Below are 18922 nucleotides of genomic sequence, written 5' to 3' on the forward strand. Positions count from 1 at the left end.
CCCGCATGGTGAGGGCGGTTTCGCTGAAGGTGGCGATGGCACTCCCGATCGCTATCCCGGGCTCGCCGCCGACCCGGCCAGCAACCCGCCATCGAGGTTGAGCTCGGCCCCCGTCATGTAGGCCGCCTCGTCCGAGGCCAGCATCGCCGCCACCGCCGCGACCTCCTCCGGCGTGCCGAAGCGCTTGAGCGGGGTATCGACGACGAGCGCCGCCATCCGCGCCTCGCGCTCCGCCCCCTCCCCCAGCATCGGCTCCCAGAGCGGCGTCAGGATCGCCGCGGGATGGAGGGAGTTGCAACGGATCGCCCAGCCCTGCTGCGCGCAGTAGAGCGCGACCGTCTTGGTGTGGTTGCGGATCGCGGCCTTCGACGAGGCGTAGGCCGCGGCGGCCGGGATGCCAACCAGTCCCGAGCGCGACGAGACGTTGATGATCGAGCCGGTACCGCGCGCCTTCATCGCCCGGATCGCGTAGCGGCAGCCGAGGAAGGTGCCGTCGAGGTTGATCCGATGGACAGCCCGCCAATCCTCCAGGCTCGCATGTTCGGGGTCGTGCGGGACCGGACCCTTCTCGAAGCCGGTGATCCCGGCATTGTTCACCACAACGTCGGCGACCGGGACGGCGTCGGCCAAAAGCTGCCAGTCCTCCTTCCGGCCGACATCCAGGCGGATGAACCGCGCGCCGATCTCAGACGCGGTCGCGGCGCCAGACGTCTCGTCGATATCCGTGACGACGACCTCGCCGCCCTCCTCCCGGAAGCGGGCCGCGATGGCGCGCCCGATGCCGCGTGCGGCGCCGGTGACGATGCAGATCTTCCCGGTCAGCCGATGCATGGTGGTCTCACAGATGAGTGGGAATCTACGACCTCGATCTGGCACGGACGTCGACATCGCTCAACGTCATCCCGGAGCTCGACGAAGTCGAGAACCCGGGATCCATAACCGCTGACGTTGGAGAATAAAGCGAGCCGCGTTTCGCCCGATCCTGGATCGTCAGCGTTTATGGATCCCGGGTTCCGCTGTGCGGCCCCGGGATGACGATGGAGGGCTTCCAGGCCGTCGATAGCCCCGAACAGACTCTCACCCTAGATCCAGCATCCCCTGCCGCCCTCCGAGTCTCACCCCCTCATGCGCCAGCAACCACTGCTTGCGGTGGAGTCCGCCGCCATAGCCGGTGAGGCTCGCATTCGCCCCGATCACGCGATGACAGGGCACGACGAGGCCGACCGGGTTGGCGCCGTTGGCGAGCCCGACCGCCCGCACCGCCTTGTCCCGGCCGAGACGCTGCGCGAGGGCGCCGTAGCTCAGGGTGGTGCCCGCCGGAATGGTTCGCAAAGCCGCCCAGACCTCGCGCTGAAAGGCGGTGCCGTTGTGGCGGACGCCGAGGCGATCGATCGCCGCGAGGTCGCCGGCGAAATAGGCCTCGATCGGATCGCGCAGGGCCGGCGGCGGGGCGGCGTCGCGCAAGGCGAAAGCGGTGCCGTAATGCAGGCGCAGCAGGCGCCGCATCCGCTCCTCGTGGTCCGACCAGTCGAGGGCACGCAAGGTCGCGTCCTCGTCGAAGACCAGCAGCATCGTGCCGATCGGGGTCGGAAGCGTGCCGAGGAGGAAGGACGTCGCGGTCATGGCAGCCCGAGCTTAGACCGGGCGCGGGCCGGCGGGATCATCCCATCGGCCCCGTCCACCGCTCAGTCGAGCCAGCCCTTCAGTTCCCGGGCGACGACGTGCTCGATCACCCGCATGCCTTCCGGGCCGTCGTTGAGACAGGGCAGGTAGGCGAAGTGCGTGCCGCCACCATCCTCGAAATAGTGTCGGTTCTCGCCGTCGAGCTCCTCGAGCGTCTCGAGACAGTCGGCGGTGAAGCCCGGCGCCACGATGGCGAGGCGCTTCACGCCCTGCGCCGCCAGCTCCTTCACGGTCTCGTCGGTATAGGGCTTCAGCCATTCCTCGTTGCCGAAGCGCGACTGGAAGGTCGTCCGCATCCGCTCCGGCGAGTAGCCGAGGGCCTCGCGGATCAGCCGGCCGGTCTTCACGCACTGGCAGTGATAGGGATCGCCCTTCATCAGGTACGATTTCGGCACGCCGTGGAACGAGGTGAGGATGACCTCGGGCTCGAAGTCGAGGGCGGCGAGATCGCGGCGGATCGCGCTCGCCACCGCCTCGATGTAGACCGGGTCGTCGTGATAGGGCGGCGAAACTCGGACAGTGGGCTGCCAGCGCATCTTCATCAGCGCCCGGAACGCCTGATCGCAGGCGGTGGCTGAGGTCGCGGCAGCGTATTGGGGATAGAGCGGCACCAGCAGGATGCGGTCGCAGCCCTGGTCGAGCAGGGCCTGGATGCGCTGGTCGACCTCGGGCTTGCCGTAGCGCATCGCCCAGTCGACCACGACCTTATCGCCCATCGCCGCCTGCAGCTTCTCGGCCTGGCCGCGGGTGATGGTCTTGAGCGGGCCCTCGTCGCGCTCGGTGTTCCAGACCGAGGCGTAGTCGCGCCCCTTCGGCCCCGGGCGCTTGGTCAGGATCACCAGGTTGAGGAGCGGCCACCAGATCGCGCGCGGCACCTCGATCACCCGCCGGTCGGACAGGAATTCCTTGAGGTAGCGGCGCATCGGCCAGTAGCTCGTGCCCTCGGGCGTGCCGAGATTCATCAGGAGCACGCCGATCCGGCCCCAGCGCACCGGCGGGTGGTCGGCCGGCAAGGTTCCGGCCCCGCTGGCGGACTTGATTCCGGCCCCGCCGGCGGACTTGGCGGCCGCCTGCCCGGCGGCGCTCGCGCCCGTCTGGCCGACAGGGGTGGCGCCGCGGGCGAGCGCGGCGTTCGGGGTCACCTCGTTCATGGTCGTCCGGTCTGCTGGTCGGCCCGGAGGATGGCGCGCCCGGGCCCGTCTGTTTCGCGTCGGGTGGCGGTCTACATAGCGCAACGGCGGCCCGAACCAACGTGTCGTGACGCTGCACCGCGGTGCGCCGGCGACATCCAACGGTCAAGATGCCCGTGAGACAACCATCCCTCAACCCCGGGCGCTCCCCCGCCCGCCGGAGCCCCGCATGACCGCGCCCAGCCGCCGCCAGACCCTCGCCCTCGGCCTCGGAGCCGGCCTCGCCGGTCTCGCGGGGGGACAGGCCGCCGCGCGGGGGCCGGACGTCGACTTCACCCTGGTCCTCGTCAACGACATCTACCGGATGGGCGCGGTCGACGGCCGCGGCGGCTTCCCGAAGCTCGCGGCGGTCGTCAGGGCCGAGCGCGCGAGCGGACGGCCGGTCCTGGTCTGCCACGCCGGCGACACCCTCTCGCCCTCGCTGATGTCGGGCATCGACAAGGGGCGCCACATCATCGAGCTCACCAACCTGATCAAGCCGGACGTGTTCGTGCCGGGCAACCACGAGTTCGATTTCGGCCAGGACGTCTATCTCGAGCGGATGAAAGCCGCGAACTTTCCGATCTTCGCCGCCAACCTGCGCCGGCCCGACGGCAGCCCAGTGCCGGGCACCAGTGAGTCGACGATCCTGACCCTCGGGGGGATCAAGGTCGGCGTGGTCGGCATCGCGCTGCCCGAGACGCCGGCGAAGTCGCAATCGGGCGACTGGCGGTTCGGGCCGGCGGTCGCGACGCTCGCCCGCGAGGCGGCGTCTTTACGCGCGGCGGGCGCCGAGATGGTGCTCGCCGTCTGCCACACCGACCGGGCGACCGACGACGCCCTGGTGGCGAGCCGGCACGCCGACATCGTACTCTCGGGCCACGACCACGACCTGGCGCTGCGCTACGACGGCCGCACGGTCTTCGCCGAGTCCGGCCACGACGCCGAGTACGTCACCGCCATCGACGTGAAGGCGGAGGGAACCGGCAAGGCCCTGACCTGGACCGCGGCCTTCCGCATCCACGACACCGCCGAGATCGAGCCGGACCCGGAGGTCCTGGCGGTCGTCCAGCGCCAGGAGGCCGACCTTGCCCGCGAGCTCGACGTGCCGCTCGGCCGGGTGACCAACCCCCTCGACACCCGCATCGACGTCGTCCGCCGGCGCGAGGCCGTCTTCGGCGACCTGATTGCCGACGCCCTGCGCCACGCGGCGCAAGCCGAGATCGGCCTGATGAACGGCGGCGGCATCCGCGGCAACCGGACCTACCCGGCCGAGTCCGAGCTGACCCGCCGCGACGTGCTGACCGAGCTGCCGTTCGGCAACACCTCGGTGCTGGTAAAGATCACCGGGGCCCAGGTGCTCGCCGCCCTGGAGAACGGGTTCTCGGAGCTTGGCCGCTCCGCCGGGCGCTTCCCGCAGGTGTCGGGGATCGCCGTCACGGTCGATTCGGCCGCCGCCGCGGGCAAGCGGGTCGTCGCGGTGACGGTCGGCGGGGCGCCCCTCGACCCGACCCGGACCTACACGGTCGCAGCCAACAACTTCATGCTCGCCGGCGGCAACGATTACGGGATGCTGGCCGAGGGACGCATCCTCGTCGGCGCCACCGACGGCACGCTCGTCGCCAACGTGGTCATGTCCTACATCCGCGCCAACGCGCCGCTGACGATCGAGACGGGGCGCCTGACCATCCGCTGACCCTCGTTCGCCGATCCTGAGGTTCGATGCCGACAGACGACACCGTCGCGGGCGCGCTCGCCCGCTTTCGCGCCTCCGGGTCCCCGTGGCTCGCTCTGCCGTTCTTTCAGGACGGCAGCGCGGAGCGGGTCGCCGAGGCGGTCGATGCCCGGCGCGAGGCCGGCGCCCGGGTGCTGCCGGCACCCGAGAACATCTTCAACGCGCTGACCCTGACGCCGCTCGACCGGGTCCGCGCGGTGATCCTCGGCCAGGATCCCTATCCGACGCCGGGCGACGCCCACGGCCTCGCCTTCTCCTATGTCGGCGGGCGCCGGCTGCCGGCCTCGCTGAAGGTGATCCTGGCCGAGATGGCGGAGGAGACCGGCTCCGCGGTGCCGATGACTGGCGATCTCAGCCCCTGGGCGCGCCAGGGCGTCCTGCTCCTCAACGCAGCGCTGACGGTCGAGGCGGGGAAGTCGGGCGCGCATATGAAGCTCGGCTGGTCGGCGCTCACCGACCAGGCGGTGTCGGCGGTCTCGGCGGAGCGGCCGGCGGTCGCCTTCCTGCTCTGGGGCGCGCCGGCCCGCCAGCGCGCCGCCCTGATCAACCGGAAGAAGCACCTCGTGCTGGAGGCCGGCCACCCCTCCCCCCTCAACCGCAAGGCGGATTTCCGCGGCAGCCGGCCGTTCGGGCAGGCGAATGCCTGGCTGGAGGAGAAGGGGCTGGAGGCGATCGACTGGCGGCTGGGATAGCAGATTACCTGTATTCATGCGGCAATTCTGAAACCCTCCACGTCATCCCCGGGGCCGCGCAGCGGAACCCGGGATCCATAACCGCCGACGGTGCAGGATAAATCGGAACGCTGTTCGCCTCTTCTGTAAGCCCCAGCGGTTATGGATCCCGGGTTCTCGCCTGCGGCGAGCCCCGGGATGACGTGGAGCGTTACCGGGCAAGTATCGGTTCGAAGAACGACATCGCCGGCGTCCTACGCCCCCTCCCCCGCCACGAAGGCCAGCGTCCGCCGGTGGGCCTCCTCGTCCGAAAACTGCTCGGGCGGCGACTTCATCAGCCAGCTCGACGGGCCGACCAGCGCCCCACCGATGCCGCGCTCCCGCGCCAGGGCGGCGCAGCGCACCGCGTCGATGACGATGCCGGCGGAATTCGGCGAGTCCCACACCTCCAGCTTCAATTCGAGGCTCAGCGGCACGCCGCCGAACGCCGTGCCCTCCAGGCGGATATGCGCCCATTTGCGGTCGGTGAGCCACGGCACGTAATCGCTGGGTCCGACATGGATGTCGTCCGGCGGGAGCGCCGTCTCAAGCTGGCTCTGCACCGATTGCGTCTTCGAGATCTTCTTCGATTCGAGCCGCTCCCGCTCCAGCATGTTGCGGAAATCGGCGTTGCCGCCGAAATTGAGCTGGTAGGTCCGATCCAGCGTCACCCCGCGCTCGCGGAAGAGATGGGCGAGCGCCCGGTGCACGATGGTCGCGCCGACCTGGCTCTTGATGTCGTCGCCGATCAGCGGCAGCCCGGCACGGGCGAAGCGCCGGCGCCACTCGGGATGCGAGGCGATGAAGACCGGGATGCAGTTGACGAAGGCGCAGCCCGCCGCCAGCGCGGCCTCCGCGTAGTATTCGGTGGCGGCCTGCGAGCCGACCGGCAGGTAGGAGACCAGCACCTCGGCGCCCGCGCGCCGCAGGGACGCCGCCACGTCCACCGGCCGGGCCGGCGATTCCGGCACGATCGCCTCGAGGTAGCGCCCGAGCCCGTCGACGGTGGGCCCGCGCTCCACCGTGACGCCGGTCGGCGCGACCGCGGCGAAGCGGGCGGTGTTGTTGGGCGGGGCCAGGATCGCCTCGGCGAGGTCACGGCCGACCTTGTCCCGCGCGACGTCGAACGCCGCCACGACCTGCACATCCGCCACCCGGTAGCCGCCGAGATCGGGGCTCATCAGCCCCGGCACCGCCGCGCCGGGGCCGGCCTCCCGGTAATAGGTCAGGCCCTGCACGAAGGAGGAGGCGCAGTTGCCGATTCCCGCGATCGCGACCCGCACGCTCTTCTGGCCCACTGCCCGCCCTCCTCGTCCCAGGAACTTACCCCAGCAACTAGAACACTCCTCCGGAGTATCGACCCCGATCGAGCGTGGCCGGGCCGGCGAACGGGGCGTAGGGTGCGCGCCACATGGGAGGAGCACGCATGGAGATCTTCGACGGGCCGGAGGCCCTGAAGGCGGCGATCGGGCAGGAGATCGGGGTCGGCGAGTGGGTCACGGTCGATCAGGCGATGATCGACCGCTTCGCCGAGGCGACGGACGACCACCAGTGGATCCACGTCGACCCGGAGCGGGCGGCGCGCGAATCGCCCTACGGCGCCACGGTGGCGCATGGCTACCTCACCCTGTCGCTGGTGCCGCGCTTCATCGCCGGGGTGCGCCGGCTGGAAGGCCTGCGGCTGAGCCTGAATTACGGCCTCGACCGCGTGCGCTTCCCCGCACCCGTCATCGTCAATGCCCGCCTGCGCGGCCGGGTGCGGGTGGCGGCGGCCCTCGACGTGCCGCCCCGGGGCCTGCGCACAACCTACGGGGTGACGGTCGAGATCGAGGGCGGCGCGAAGCCGGCCTGCCTCGCCGAGGCGGTGGTGCTGCACCATTGGTGAACCCGGCGCGCCCTGACGGATTGTCGGGGGGACGTCAGCGGAGCCGTCAGCAAGGGAACGGGAATGACCTTCGAGACCGAGCGGCGCGCCCTCCAGCGCGTGGTGGCTGTGGCGGGGCTGGTCCCGGTGCTGGGCGGCCTCTACGGGGTGCTGTTCGGCCAGGCCGGCCTCGGCGGCGGCGCCTTCGACATCTCGAGCGACAGCCATTTCCGCTACCTGTCGGGCCTGCTGCTCGGGATCGGCCTGCTGTTCTGGTCGACGATTCCCGCGATCGAGACCAAGACCTCGCTGTTCCGCTTCCTGACGATGGTGGTGGTGCTGGGCGGCCTCGCCCGGCTGCTCGGCCTGTGGCTCACCGGCCTGCCCTCGCTCGTCATGCTGGCGGCGCTCGGCATGGAGCTGGTGGTCACGCCGCTCCTGTGCCTGTGGCAGATCCGGGTGGCGAACCGGGCGGGGACGCCGATCCTGTAGGCCTCCCCGTCGGCACGCTGGCGGGGGTCAACCCTTCGGCAGCAGGGCCGTCACCTCGATCTCGACCTTCATCTCGGGCCGCAGCAGGCCCGCGACCACCACCAGGGTCGCGGCCGGGCGGATCTCCCGCAGCACCCGGCCGCAGACCGTCAGCACCGCCTCGGCCTCCGCCCGGTCAGTGACGTAGTAGGTGGCCCGCACGACGTGCTCCAGCGACGAGCCCGCCTGATCCAGCACGCCCGCGATGGTGCGCCAGCACGCCTCGGCCTGGGCGCCGGCCTCGTCCGGCATCGTCATCGCGGCGTAGTCGTAGCCGGTGGTGCCGGCCACGAACACGAAGCCGTTCTGCACCACCGCGCGGGAATAGCCGTAGTCGCGCTCGAAGCTCGAGCCGCCGTCGATCCGCCGCCGCATCCCCGCCCTCCTGATTCGTCCGGGGAGAGCATGGCGCGTCAGCCGACCTCGCTCCAGCCGGCGAAGCCCGCGAGGGGCTCCTGGTCGTAGGCCGCCATCAGGGCGCGCATGGCGTGCTCGTCCCGCAGGCGGTCCTCCGCGGCGAGCGCCGCCAGCCCCTCGAAGAAGCCCTCGCGGCGCAGCGCCGGGGTGAAGGTCAGGGTGAAACGCACCGGTTCGTCGCCGCGATTGGCGAAAGCGTGCGGCTCGCCGGGGCGCACCAGCACGAAACCGCCGGGCCCCACGGTCACGTCGCGGTCGTTCAGCCTCAGGGTGAGTTCGCCCTGGTGGACCTCGAACGCCTCGGTGAGCCGGGCATGGCGGTGCAGCCCGGCGCCGGGCGAATGCGGCGCGAGGGTCATCCCGTAGATGCCGATGGCGTCATCCGTGGCGTCGCTGCGGGCGAGGTAGCGCACCTGCATCCCGCCGATCGTGACGCCGGTGCCGGGATCGGGGGTCGGGTCCATGGCGCAAAGCTCCTTGGAAAGCGTGTCCGATTAGCCTCTGCGAAGTTCACACCCACCGCGTCATTCCGGGGCCGCGCAGCAGCCCCGGAATGACGCGGTGGGTGCCAAGACTGTCGAGCCAGTCGAACAGGCTCCGAGACAACGCCGCCTCAGGGCTTGAGGATGCTCGCGACGAGCCAGATCGCACCCAAAAGGATAACGGTCTGAAGCGCGATGGCGCCGAGCAGCGTTTGAATGAGATCAAGCCGCATGCCTGCAAACTGTGCCCTGATCTCGGAGATTAGGATTGTCTCCGAGGCGGCCACGTCCGCGCGGGTCGCGAGATCCGTGCGCTGCGCTCGAAAAACGATCTCCGCGATCGACTCCGCCTGATCCGACGAGAGCTTGGCGTCATCCTGGAGAGCGCGAGCGAGCTTCGGACGGTCGAATGCAATCGTGGTCATGGGGTTCGTCCCGGGCGCGCGATCACGTCAACGCTTACCATAGCACCGACATTATCCTTCCCCAACGTCAAAAAAGCCCCGCCCGGATCGCTCCGGGCGGGGCTCGTCACACTCTAAACCCTTGACGTCTCGACCTTACTCGGCCGCGACCTTGTGGGCCTGCGAGCCGTCGGTGTAGGTCTCGGGCTTCAGGCGCTGGCCCGGGGCGGCGCGGCCCGGGAGCGGCGGCAGGGCCTTGGCCTTCTCGAGGTCGATGCCGGCGCCTTCCGCGACGCGGCGGCCGTAATCCTCGTCGGCGTGCCAGAAATGCCAGACCATCCGGAGCTGGATCGCCTCGGGGCACTCCTTCATGTCGGCGACGAGGTTGGCGATCAAGTCCTCGCGCTCCCAATCCTCGAAGGAGCGGTAGCGCACGCCGGCCTGGGTGTAGTCGTCCTCGGTGCGGCTGGCCTGGTAGCGGCCGAGCTTGCCCTCGACCGGCTGGTGGTACTCCTTCGCGGGCTTGGGGGCCTCGCGCAGGCCCTGCCCGATGGTGCTCGGCTCGTAGTTGATGTGCTTGTTCTCGCCGACGCCGTCGACGTAGAACGTCATCTGGCCGTCGCGCTGGTTGGTGGCGGTCTTCACGCCCGGCGCCGGCGCGTTGATCGGCAGCTGCAGGTAGTTCGGGCCGACGCGGTAGCGCTGGGTGTCCGAGTAGGACAGGGTGCGCCCCTGGAGCATCTTGTCGTCCGAGAAGTCGATCCCGTCGACGAGCACACCGGTGCCGAAGGCCGACTGCTCGACATCGGCGAAGAAGTTGTCCGGCACCCGGTCGAGCACCATGCGGCCGCAGGGCAGCAGCGGGAACTGGTCCACGGGCCAGAGCTTCGTGTCGTCGAGCGGATCGAACGACAGGTGGTCGTTCGGGCCGTCCGGCATGATCTGCACGGCGAATTCCCACTCGGGGAAGTTGCCGGCCGCGATGTTGTCGTACAGGTCCTTGGTCGCGTGGCCGACGTCCTTACCCTGGATCTCAGCGGCCTGGGCCGAGGTCAGGTTGCGGACGCCCTGCTTCGGGATCCAGTGGAACTTGCAGAGATGCGCCACGCCCTGGTCGTTGACCAGCTTGTAGGTGTTGACGCCCGAGCCTTCCATCTCGCGGTAATTGGCCGGGATGCCCCAGGGCGACTTCAGGTGCGTCACCATGTGGATCGACTCGGGGTGCGCCGCCACGAAGTCGAAGAAGCGCCAGGCCTCCTGGCGGTTGGTCACCGGATCGGGCTTGAAGGCGTGGATCATGTCCGGGAACTTGATCGCGTCCCGGATGAAGAAGACCTTCAGGTTGTTGCCGACGAGGTCCCAGTTGCCGTCGACGGTCTTGAACTTCACCGCGAAGCCGCGCGGGTCGCGGGCGGTCTCCGGGCTCTCCTTGGCGCCGGCGACGGTCGAGAAGCGCACGAACATCGGCGTCTTCACGCCGGTCTCGTTCAGGACGCGGGCGCGGGTGTACTTGGAGGCCGGCTCACCGCCGATCGTACCGTAGGCCTCGAAGTAGCCATGCGCCCCGGCGCCGCGGGCGTGGACCACGCGCTCGGGGATCCGCTCGCGGTCGAAATGGGTGATCTTCTCGATGAACTGGTAGTTCTCGAGGGTCGCCGGGCCACGCTCGCCGACCGTGCGCATGCTCTGATTGTCGCGGACCGGGTGGCCCTGGCGGGTCGTCAGGATCGGGCGTTGGTCGCTCATGGGAACTCCTCTGGCGTGCAAGCGCAGCGTGCCGGGACGGGGACACCGCGCGAGGAACCGCTCACATAGGGGTTCGGTCGCCGGACCGACACCCTGGAACTGCTCTCGCTCGAACCTATGACCGCTGCCTGACTCGAAAACAAATGCATCGTTGCGAAGTTCGTGATAGGCACAGCCTATGAACGCCTCCGGCCTGTCCCTGCGCGACCTCGAATATGTCGTGGCCCTGGCGGAGGAGGGCCATTTCGGCCGCGCCGCCGAGCGTTGCGCCGTGAGCCAGCCGACCCTGAGCGTGCAGGTGCGCAAGCTGGAGGAGGCGCTCGGTCTCGTCCTGTTCGAGCGCTCGAACCGGCGGGTACTCCTCACCCCGAGCGGCCAGGCGGTGGTGCGCCAGGCCCGCGCCGTTCTGGCGGAGGCCAAAACCCTGCTGATGCTCGCCCGCGAGGGGGCCGGGCAGGGCCTGCGCGGCCGCCTCGTCCTCGCGGCGATCCAGACGCTCGGCCCCTACCTGTTCCCACAGGTGCTGCGCGGGCTGCGCCAGGCCTTTCCGGACCTCGCCCTCGCCTTGAGCGAGGGGCGCACGGCGGAGATCCTCGACGCCCTGCGCGAGGGCCGGGCCGACGCGGCGCTCATCTCCCTGCCGATCCCGGATTCGGGGCTGACGGTCGCACCCCTCTTCGACGAGCCGTTCCTCCTCGCCTGCCCGGCCGAGCACGCCTTCGCGGGCGGCGAGGCACCGCGCCCGGGCGACCTCGCCGGGCCGGACCTGCTGCTCCTCGACGAGGGCAATTGCCTGCGCGACCAGGCGGTGGCGGCCTGCGGCGCCGGGCCGGCGACCGGGCGCCACGCCACCAGCCTCGAGACCCTGCGCTCGATGGTGGCGGCGGGCGCCGGCTACACCCTGCTGCCGGCGCTCGCCGCCCCGCCCGGGCCCGATCCCGCCGGGCTCACGATCTGCCGCCGGTTCGGGCCTGACGGCCCGCGCCGCACCATCGCGCTCGCCTGGCGCGCCAGCGATCCGCGGACCGAGGGGCTGGCCGAGCTCGCCGGGTTCTTCCGTGCGCATGCGCCGCACGCAACGCTGCCCCTCGGTCAGCCGGCGGAGGCCGGCACCGGTCGCGACACTGGCACGATTCCCGTATAGCGACGCGGCCAACCCCAGATTCCCTTCCAGGCCCCGGCTTTCCCCGACCATGGACGCCATGAACCCCGCCGCGACGAATCGCCGTCGTTCGCTCGTCCGCGCGGCGGCCTTGTGGGCGGGCCTCGTCCTCGCCTCGGCGGCGCTGGCGGGCCTGTTCCACATCGCCGGCCTGCCCGCCGCCCTGCTGCTGGGCTCGATGCTCGCGGCCATCGTGTTCGGGGTCCGCGGCGCGCCGATCCGGGTGCCGAAGCTCGGCTTCCAGGGCGCGCAGGCGCTGATCGGCTGCCTCGTCGCCCACTCGGTCAACGCCTCGATCGCCGCCACGCTGATGCAGGACGGGCTGCTGATCCTGGCCGTGGTCGGCGTCACGGTGGTGGCCGCCGCGATCACCGGCTGGGTGCTGACCCGCATCCGCCTCCTGCCCGGCACCACCGCGGCCTGGGGCTCGTCGCCCGGCGGGGCCTCGGCCATGGTGGCGATGGCGGAGGAGTTCGGCGCCGACCCGCGCCTCGTCGCCTTCATGCAGTACGTCCGCGTCGCCTGCGTCGCGCTGACCGCCTCCGTGGTCGCGCGCTTCCTCGCCGGGGGCAGCGGCGCGGTCCCGGGCGCCGACATGGATCCGGCGCCGCTCGCGGTCCTCGGCACGCTGGCGGTGGCGGGCATCGGCGCCTGGCTCGGCCTGCGCCTGCGCATTCCCGCGGGCGCCCTGATCGGGCCCCTCGCCATCGGGGCGACGCTCCACGCCACCGGGCTCGCCGGCATGGCGCTGCCGTCCTGGCTGCTGGCGCTGGCCTATGCGGGCATCGGCTGGACGGTGGGCCTGCGCTTCACCCCCGCCACCGTGCGGGCGACGTTGTTCGCGCTGCCGGGGGTGCTGGTCGCCACCTTCGGGCTGATCGCCTTGTGCGGTCTCTGGGCCTGGGGCCTGACCTTCCTCCTGCCGATCGACCTCCTCACCGCCTACCTGGCGACGAGCCCGGGCGGGCTCGATTCGGTGGCGATCATCGCGGTCGGCACGCATTCGGACGTGTCCTTCGTCCTCGCGGTGCAGACCCTGCGCCTCCTCGTGGTCATCATCACCGGCCCGCTGGTGGCGAAGTGGATTTCTCGGAGCGCCGGCGCGGCGCGCTGAGGCGGATCCGCACCAGTCAAGCTCGCATCCGACCGCGAAACCCGCTATCCCGTCGCCTCCGGCGAGTTTTCCTCGCCCCTGACCCATGACCGCAGCCGTGCACGACTACATCAAGAAGATCCTCGGCGCCCGCGTCTACGACGTCGCCGTCGAGAGCCCCCTCGATCCGATGCCGCGCCTGTCGCAGCGCATCGGCGCCAAGGTGCTGCTCAAGCGCGAGGACCTGCAGCCGGTCTTCTCGTTCAAGATCCGGGGCGCCTACAACAAGATGGCGGGCTTGAGCCGGGAGGCGCTGGCCCGCGGGGTGATCTGCGCCTCGGCCGGCAACCACGCGCAGGGCGTGGCGCTCGCCGCCGCCCGGCTCGGGATCCCGGCCGTCATCGTGATGCCGCGCACCACCCCGGCGATCAAGGTCGAGGGCGTGAAGTCCCGCGGCGGCCAGGTCGTGCTGCACGGCGACGCCTTCGACGAGGCCTACACCCACGCCAAGGGGCTCGAGGCCGAGCAGGGCCTGACCTTCATCCACCCCTACGACGATCCCGACGTGATCGCCGGCCAGGGCACGATCGGCCTCGAGATCCTGCGCCAGCACGGCGCGCCGATCGAGGCGGTGTTCGTGCCGATCGGCGGCGGCGGCCTCGCGGCGGGCGTCGCCACCTTCATCAAGTTCATGCGGCCCGAGACCAAGGTCATCGGCGTCGAGCCGGCGGACGCCGCCAGCATGAAGGCGGCGATCGAGGCGGACGAGCGGGTGGTGCTCGACACGGTCGGCCTGTTCGCGGACGGCGTCGCGGTGCGCCAGGCCGGGGCCGAGACCTTCCGGCTCTGCCGCGAGCACCTCGACGAGGTCATCACCGTCGACACCGACGCGATCTGCGCCGCGGTCAAGGACGTGTTCGACGACACCCGCGCGATGTCCGAGCCCTCCGGCGCCCTGGCGCTCGCCGGCCTCAAGGAATACGCCGCCCGCGGCAGCGTCGTCGGGGCGGGGGCGCTGGTGGCGATCAACAGCGGCGCCAACCTCAACTTCGACCGCCTGCGCCACATCGCCGAGCGGGCCGAGATCGGCGAGCGCCGCGAGGCCCTGTTCGCCGTCACCATCCCGGAGCGCACCGGCAGCTACCGCGCCTTCATCCGGGCGCTGGGGCGGCGCGCCATCACCGAGTTCAACTACCGCTACGCGCCGGGCGCCGAGGCGCACATCTTCGTGGGCGTCCAGCTCGCCGGCGGCCGGGCGGAGAAGGAAGCCCTGATCGCGGAGCTGCGCGGCCTCGGCTACCCGCTCGTCGACCTCACCGACAACGAGGTGGCGAAGCTCCACGTCCGCTACATGGTCGGCGGCCGGGTGCCGGGCCTTTCCGACGAGCGGCTGCTGCGCTTCGAGTTCCCGGAGCGCCCGGGCGCGCTGCTGAAGTTCCTCGACAGCCTCGGCGTCGCCTGGAACATCTCGTTGTTCCACTACCGCAACCACGGCGCCGATCACGGCCGGGTGCTCGCCGGGATCCAGGTGCCGGCACCCGAGCGGGACCGCTTCGCCGCGGCGCTCGCCGAGCTCGGCTACGAGCACCACGACGAGTCCGACAACGCCGCCTACCGGCTCTTCCTCGACGGGCAGCCGCGCGAGGTGCCGCGGGCGGTGGCGCCGGCGGCGTGAGGGGCCGTCCTTTCTCGCGCCGAAGCTGAAACCCTCGATGTCATCCCGGGGCCGCGAAAGCGGAACCCGGGATCCATAACCGCCGACGGTTCAGGATGAAGCGTAACGCGATCCGCCTTTTTCTCGAGCCTCAGCGGTTATGGATCCTGGGTTCTCGCCTTTCGGCGAGCCCCGGGATGACGCGGAGAGTCATCCGGTCGCGAACGCCCGTCCTGTGACGAAGTGGAGACCGTTTCGTCACAGAAAAAGCGTCGAGATCCGCGATCGAAGCCGGCACCGGCCCGGGTCGCGTGATCGCGCCTTGACGCCGCCCCGCCACAGGTTCACCTCTCCCGCCCGATGCCTCCGCTCCTCGCCCTGCCCTTCCCCGCCATCGACCCCGTCGCGGTCGCGATCGGGCCGCTGCAGATCAAGTGGTACGCCCTCGCCTACATCGTGGGCCTCGTGGGCGGCTGGTTCTACGCCAAGCGCCTGGTCTCGGCCCCCTCGCTCTGGGGCGCGGTGCGCCGGCCCACGGCCCTCGACATCGACGACCTGATCGTCTGGGTGGCGCTCGGCGTCGTGCTCGGCGGGCGCATCGGCTACGTGCTGTTCTACAATCTCGCCGCCTACCTCTCGCATCCGGCCGAGATCCTGGCGGTCTGGCGCGGCGGCATGTCGTTCCACGGCGGTTTCCTCGGCGCGGTGCTGGCCCTGGTGCTGTTCGCCCGCCGCCGCGGCCTCAACGCCTACGCCATGCTCGACCTCGCCGCCGTGGTGGTGCCGATCGGGCTGTTCTTCGGCCGCATCGCCAATTTCGTGAACGGCGAATTGTGGGGCCGGCCGGCGCCGGATTTTCCGTACGCCATCGTGTTCCCCAACGGCGGGCCGCTGCCGCGCCATCCGAGCCAGCTCTACGAGGCCGTCGCCGAGGGGCTGGTGCTGTTCATCCTGATGGCGATCGCGGTGCGGCGCTTCGGCTTCCGCCGCCCCGGGCTGCTGGGCGGCCTGTTCGTCGTCGGCTACGCCATCGCCCGCACCGCCTGCGAGTTCTTCCGCGAGCCGGACCCGCAGCTCGGCTTCCTGTTCGGCACGCATGTCGGGGCACTCGGCGGCGGCATCACCATGGGGATGCTGCTCTGCGTGCCGATGCTGCTCGTCGGCGCGGTGTTCGTCGTGCGGGCCTGGCGCGGCGACACCCGGCCGCGGGCCCGGCTCGACACCGAATCGGGACCTGAGGCCGAAGCGCCGGAAGTGAAGTCCGCGTGAGCGAGACGCCGCTGCTCGGCGAGTTGCGCCGCCTGATCGCCGTCGAGGGGCCGATCACCATCGAGCGCTACATGGCGCTCTGCCTCGGCCACCCGGTCCACGGCTATTACCGTACCCGCGATCCGCTGGGCGCGGCCGGCGACTTCACCACCGCGCCGGAGATCAGCCAGATCTTCGGCGAACTCCTGGGTTTATGGACGGCGGAGGTCTGGCACGGGCTCGGGCGCCCGGCGCCGTTCCGCCTGGTCGAGCTCGGCCCGGGACGCGGCACGCTGATGGCGGACGCGCTGCGCGCGCTGAGGGCCGCGGCGCCCGATTGCCTGGCGGCCGCCGACCTCCACCTCGTCGAGACCAGCCCTCCCTTACGCGCCGCGCAGGAGCGGGCGCTCGCCGACGCGAGCCCGTCCTGGCACGACGCCGTCGACACCCTGCCGGGCGGCCCGGCGATCCTCCTCGCCAACGAGTTCTTCGACGCCCTGCCGGTGCGCCAGTACCAGCGCACCGAGCGCGGCTGGTGCGAGCGCCGGGTGGGCCTCAAGGAGGGAGTCGGCCTCGACGGCGACGCCCTCGCCTTCGGGTTGAGCCCGGACCCGACGCCGGAGATCACCCGTGACGCGACGCCCGGCGCGATCCTGACCCTGCCGGCCGTCGCCCTCGACCTCACCCGCCGGCTCGGCCGCCGCCTCGCCCGCGAGGGCGGCGCGCTGCTCGCGATCGATTACGGCGACCTCTACGGCGGCACAGCCGACACGCTCCAGGCCGTGGCGCGCCACCGTTTCGCCGACCCGCTGGAGGCCCCGGGCGAGACCGACCTGACCGCGCAGGTGGATTTTGCGGCCCTGGCCCGCGCCGCCGCGGGCGAGGGCGCCGCGGTGCACGGGCCGGTGACCCAGGCCGACTTCCTCCTGGCGCTCGGCCTCGCCCAGCGGGCCGAGCGCCTCGCCGCCCGGGCGAACCCGGTCCAGGCCGCTGCGGTGAGGGCCGGGGCCGACCGCCTGATCGACCGCGCCACCCGCGGCATGGGCAGCCTGTTCAAGGTGATGGGCCTCGCCGGCCCCGGCCAGCCGCCGCTTCCGGGCTTCTAGATTTTCGACACGATTGTCCGGCGATCCTGCGGGACGCCTTGCCCCAGGATCCTCCCGCGATGTTCATCGAAGCGCCCGAGCTGAGCTCCCATTCCGAGATCCGCCACGCTTTCTTCACCCGGCAGGGCGGCGTGTCGGAGGGGCTCTACGCCTCCCTCAACGGCGGCCTCGGCTCCGGCGACGATCCGGCCCGGGTGCGGGAGAACCGCCGCCGCATGACGGCGCAGCTCGCGCTGCCGCCGGAGAACCTGGTCAGCCTCTACCAGATCCATTCGGCGCAAGCCCTGGTGGTCGAGGCGCCCTTCACCGAGCGCCCCCGCGCCGACGCGATGGCGACCCGGGTGCCGGGGCTGGCGCTCGGCATCCTCACCGCCGATTGCGGGCCGATCCTGTTCGCCGACCCGGTTAACCAGGTGGTGGGGGCGGCGCATGCCGGCTGGAAGGGCGCGCTCACCGGCGTGATCGAGGCGACGCTCGGGGCCATGGAGGGGCTCGGCGCCGAGCGCCGCGGCATCGTGGCGGTGCTTGGGCCGACGATCGGGCCGGCGGCCTACGAGGTCGGCCCGGAATTCCGCGAGCGCTTCGAGGCGGCGGCCGCGGACAACGCCCGCTACTTCGTGCCGAGCCCCGAGCGGGACACCCACAGCCTGTTCGACCTGCCGGCCTACATCGTCGCCAGGCTCCGGGAATCCGGTATCGGCGAAGTGGCGAATCTGGGCCTGTGCACCTACGCCGATCCCGACCGCTTCTTCAGCTACCGCCGCACCACCCACCGGGCGGAGGGCGATTACGGCAGGCTCGTCTCGGCCATCGCGGTGACCCCGTGACGGGGTCACACGCCCCCGTGAGCCGGCCCTACCGGGACGATTTTGCCGCCCGATAGGGCGCCGTTCGGGTTTCGTTAGGATTGATCCGGCAAGCGTAGCAAAAAAATCGTGTGCGCGAGTGAACCTTGGCCATTGGCGCGCGTTGAGGGGTTAAGGAAGCCAAGGGAATGCTCGCGATGAACAGCCGTTAAGGCCGCGGTGAAACCCACCAGCGTTGTCGCGAGGACACAGCTTTCCCGGAGCTACCGGGGTATGTCGGGGACACTGCTTCGGTTGACCGCCGACCCGCAAACGGGCGCGGTCACCGCGGCATAGTAGGAAGGACCAGTTCCATGAAGTCGCTTCTCAAGAGCGCTACCGCCCTCGCTGGCATCGTCGTCGCCGGTTCGGCCCTCGCCGCCGACCTGCCGCGCCGCGTCGCCCCGCCGCCGGTCTTCACGCCGGTGCCGGTCTTCACCTGGACGGGCTTCTACGCCGGTTTCAACGCTGGCTACGGCTTCAACACCGCTGACACCCGCGCCCCCACCGTCGTCGGCGTGCCGGCCGGCGCCACCGCCGCCAGCAGCGTGTTCATCAACGCCGCCGGCGCCCCGACCAACGGCGTGCTCGCCTTCGGCAACCGCAACAGCAACGACGGCTTCGTCGGCGGCGGCCAGATCGGCTACAACTACCAGTTCACCCCGGGCTCGGGCGTGGTCGTCGGCATCGAGGCCGACGCCCAGTACGTCGACTTCGGCCGTGACCGCAACCGCTACGCCTTCGCCACCGCGCCCGGCGGCAGCGTCGCCCCGGGCACCCTGGTGTTCAACCCGAACGGCATCTCGGGCCTGGACTTCTTCGGCACCGTGCGCGGCCGTCTCGGCTACGCCTGGGACCGCACCCTCGTGTACGCCACCGGCGGTTTCGCCTACGGCTCGGGCGGCGGTCGCGATTTCGGCCTGACCAACAGCTCGCGTGACGACTTCCAGACCGGCTGGGTCGTCGGCGGCGGCGTCGAGTACGCCCTGCCCACCGACTCGTTCTTCAACTTCTTCCGCTCATCGGCGGTGACGCTGAAGGTCGAAGGTCTGTACGTGAACCTGGACCAGGGC

At 71.0% G+C, this 18922-nt stretch carries 19 protein-coding genes; 11 read left to right on the forward strand and 8 right to left on the reverse strand.

Annotated features, from left to right (window positions below; all coding sequences use genetic code 11):
- Positions 1 to 51: 51 nt before the first annotated feature.
- From BM430_RS25485 to hemH, 3 genes are all read right to left on the reverse strand, one after another.
- Positions 52 to 831: an SDR family oxidoreductase gene (locus tag BM430_RS25485; RefSeq protein ID WP_093570044.1), complete on the reverse strand. Its 780-nt coding sequence runs from the start codon at positions 829 to 831 to the stop codon at positions 52 to 54.
- Between the two features lie 246 nt (positions 832 to 1077).
- Complete coding sequence (ogt, locus tag BM430_RS25490) at positions 1078 to 1623, reverse strand: methylated-DNA--[protein]-cysteine S-methyltransferase (protein WP_093570045.1); 546 nt, start codon at positions 1621 to 1623, stop codon at positions 1078 to 1080.
- 62 nt (positions 1624 to 1685) lie between these two features.
- Positions 1686 to 2834, reverse strand: a complete 1149-nt coding sequence (hemH, locus tag BM430_RS25495; protein ID WP_093570046.1) for a ferrochelatase — start codon at positions 2832 to 2834, stop codon at positions 1686 to 1688.
- 208 nt (positions 2835 to 3042) lie between these two features.
- On the opposite strand from hemH, the gene BM430_RS25500 reads away from it, so the two are divergent.
- Positions 3043 to 4548, forward strand: a complete 1506-nt coding sequence (locus tag BM430_RS25500; RefSeq protein WP_093570047.1) for a bifunctional metallophosphatase/5'-nucleotidase — start codon at positions 3043 to 3045, stop codon at positions 4546 to 4548.
- A gap of 26 nt (positions 4549 to 4574) precedes the next feature.
- A complete protein-coding gene (gene ung / locus BM430_RS25505) occupies positions 4575 to 5279 on the forward strand; it encodes a uracil-DNA glycosylase (RefSeq protein WP_093570048.1) in 705 nt (234 codons plus the stop codon).
- A 233-nt stretch (positions 5280 to 5512) separates the two neighbouring features.
- On the opposite strand, the gene BM430_RS25510 is transcribed toward ung, so the two are convergent.
- Complete coding sequence (locus BM430_RS25510; protein WP_093570049.1) at positions 5513 to 6595, reverse strand: inositol-3-phosphate synthase; 1083 nt, start codon at positions 6593 to 6595, stop codon at positions 5513 to 5515.
- 128 nt (positions 6596 to 6723) lie between these two features.
- On the opposite strand from BM430_RS25510, the gene BM430_RS25515 reads away from it, so the two are divergent.
- Positions 6724 to 7182, forward strand: coding sequence for a MaoC family dehydratase (locus BM430_RS25515; RefSeq protein ID WP_093570050.1), 459 nt, complete (start codon positions 6724 to 6726; stop codon positions 7180 to 7182).
- Positions 7183 to 7245: 63 nt separating this feature from the next.
- Positions 7246 to 7653 carry a DUF4345 domain-containing protein gene (locus BM430_RS25520; protein WP_093570051.1) on the forward strand — a complete coding sequence of 136 codons (408 nt, stop codon included), beginning with the start codon at positions 7246 to 7248 and terminating at the stop codon, positions 7651 to 7653.
- A 27-nt stretch (positions 7654 to 7680) separates the two neighbouring features.
- On the opposite strand, the gene BM430_RS25525 is transcribed toward BM430_RS25520, so the two are convergent.
- From BM430_RS25525 to BM430_RS25540, 4 genes are all read right to left on the reverse strand, one after another.
- Positions 7681 to 8067: a RidA family protein gene (locus BM430_RS25525; protein ID WP_093570052.1), complete on the reverse strand. Its 387-nt coding sequence runs from the start codon at positions 8065 to 8067 to the stop codon at positions 7681 to 7683.
- Between the two features lie 38 nt (positions 8068 to 8105).
- A complete protein-coding gene (locus tag BM430_RS25530) occupies positions 8106 to 8573 on the reverse strand; it encodes a cupin domain-containing protein (protein ID WP_093570053.1) in 468 nt (155 codons plus the stop codon).
- Positions 8574 to 8722: 149 nt separating this feature from the next.
- Positions 8723 to 9016 (reverse strand): hypothetical protein, encoded by a 294-nt coding sequence (locus BM430_RS25535; protein ID WP_093570054.1) that lies wholly within the window; start codon positions 9014 to 9016, stop codon positions 8723 to 8725.
- A 135-nt stretch (positions 9017 to 9151) separates the two neighbouring features.
- Positions 9152 to 10741 carry a catalase gene (locus tag BM430_RS25540; RefSeq protein WP_093570055.1) on the reverse strand — a complete coding sequence of 530 codons (1590 nt, stop codon included), beginning with the start codon at positions 10739 to 10741 and terminating at the stop codon, positions 9152 to 9154.
- A gap of 178 nt (positions 10742 to 10919) precedes the next feature.
- Between BM430_RS25540 and BM430_RS25545 the strand changes: the two genes are divergently transcribed.
- From BM430_RS25545 to BM430_RS25575, 7 genes are all read left to right on the forward strand, one after another.
- Positions 10920 to 11885 (forward strand): LysR substrate-binding domain-containing protein, encoded by a 966-nt coding sequence (locus tag BM430_RS25545; RefSeq protein ID WP_093570056.1) that lies wholly within the window; start codon positions 10920 to 10922, stop codon positions 11883 to 11885.
- A gap of 58 nt (positions 11886 to 11943) precedes the next feature.
- On the forward strand, positions 11944 to 13017 hold the full coding sequence (locus BM430_RS25550) for an AbrB family transcriptional regulator (RefSeq protein WP_093570057.1): 1074 nt from the start codon (positions 11944 to 11946) through the stop codon (positions 13015 to 13017).
- Positions 13018 to 13114: 97 nt separating this feature from the next.
- Entirely contained in the window at positions 13115 to 14671 is a 1557-nt protein-coding gene (gene ilvA / locus BM430_RS25555; protein WP_093570064.1) for a threonine ammonia-lyase, biosynthetic, read from the forward strand.
- 339 nt (positions 14672 to 15010) lie between these two features.
- Complete coding sequence (lgt, locus tag BM430_RS25560; protein WP_093570058.1) at positions 15011 to 15919, forward strand: prolipoprotein diacylglyceryl transferase; 909 nt, start codon at positions 15011 to 15013, stop codon at positions 15917 to 15919.
- Complete coding sequence (locus tag BM430_RS25565; protein ID WP_093570059.1) at positions 15916 to 17004, forward strand: class I SAM-dependent methyltransferase; 1089 nt, start codon at positions 15916 to 15918, stop codon at positions 17002 to 17004. The genes lgt and BM430_RS25565 overlap by 4 nt, the downstream gene beginning before the upstream one ends.
- A 59-nt stretch (positions 17005 to 17063) precedes the next feature.
- Entirely contained in the window at positions 17064 to 17831 is a 768-nt protein-coding gene (gene pgeF, locus BM430_RS25570; protein ID WP_093570060.1) for a peptidoglycan editing factor PgeF, read from the forward strand.
- Between the two features lie 332 nt (positions 17832 to 18163).
- Positions 18164 to 18922: outer membrane protein (locus BM430_RS25575; protein ID WP_093570061.1), on the forward strand; the 759-nt coding region annotated here is incomplete at its 3' end.

The organism is Methylobacterium sp. 174MFSha1.1, assembly GCF_900116815.1.
GTDB lineage: Bacteria > Pseudomonadota > Alphaproteobacteria > Rhizobiales > Beijerinckiaceae > Methylobacterium.

What these genes read in the sequence shown, in the direction of transcription:
- BM430_RS25530 (WP_093570053.1), bottom strand. Translation starts at nt 8,573, where the DNA reads ATGGACCCGACCCCCGATCCCGGCACCGGCGTCACGATCGGCGGGATG.
- BM430_RS25485 (WP_093570044.1), bottom strand. Translation starts at nt 831, where the DNA reads ATGCATCGGCTGACCGGGAAGATCTGCATCGTCACCGGCGCCGCACGC.
- BM430_RS25515 (WP_093570050.1), top strand. Translation starts at nt 6,724, where the DNA reads ATGGAGATCTTCGACGGGCCGGAGGCCCTGAAGGCGGCGATCGGGCAG.
- ogt (WP_093570045.1), bottom strand. Translation starts at nt 1,623, where the DNA reads ATGACCGCGACGTCCTTCCTCCTCGGCACGCTTCCGACCCCGATCGGC.
- ung (WP_093570048.1), top strand. Translation starts at nt 4,575, where the DNA reads ATGCCGACAGACGACACCGTCGCGGGCGCGCTCGCCCGCTTTCGCGCC.
- BM430_RS25550 (WP_093570057.1), top strand. Translation starts at nt 11,944, where the DNA reads ATGAACCCCGCCGCGACGAATCGCCGTCGTTCGCTCGTCCGCGCGGCG.
- hemH (WP_093570046.1), bottom strand. Translation starts at nt 2,834, where the DNA reads ATGAACGAGGTGACCCCGAACGCCGCGCTCGCCCGCGGCGCCACCCCT.
- BM430_RS25520 (WP_093570051.1), top strand. Translation starts at nt 7,246, where the DNA reads ATGACCTTCGAGACCGAGCGGCGCGCCCTCCAGCGCGTGGTGGCTGTG.
- BM430_RS25500 (WP_093570047.1), top strand. Translation starts at nt 3,043, where the DNA reads ATGACCGCGCCCAGCCGCCGCCAGACCCTCGCCCTCGGCCTCGGAGCC.
- BM430_RS25525 (WP_093570052.1), bottom strand. Translation starts at nt 8,067, where the DNA reads ATGCGGCGGCGGATCGACGGCGGCTCGAGCTTCGAGCGCGACTACGGC.
- pgeF (WP_093570060.1), top strand. Translation starts at nt 17,064, where the DNA reads ATGTTCATCGAAGCGCCCGAGCTGAGCTCCCATTCCGAGATCCGCCAC.
- BM430_RS25540 (WP_093570055.1), bottom strand. Translation starts at nt 10,741, where the DNA reads ATGAGCGACCAACGCCCGATCCTGACGACCCGCCAGGGCCACCCGGTC.
- lgt (WP_093570058.1), top strand. Translation starts at nt 15,011, where the DNA reads ATGCCTCCGCTCCTCGCCCTGCCCTTCCCCGCCATCGACCCCGTCGCG.
- BM430_RS25535 (WP_093570054.1), bottom strand. Translation starts at nt 9,016, where the DNA reads ATGACCACGATTGCATTCGACCGTCCGAAGCTCGCTCGCGCTCTCCAG.
- BM430_RS25545 (WP_093570056.1), top strand. Translation starts at nt 10,920, where the DNA reads ATGAACGCCTCCGGCCTGTCCCTGCGCGACCTCGAATATGTCGTGGCC.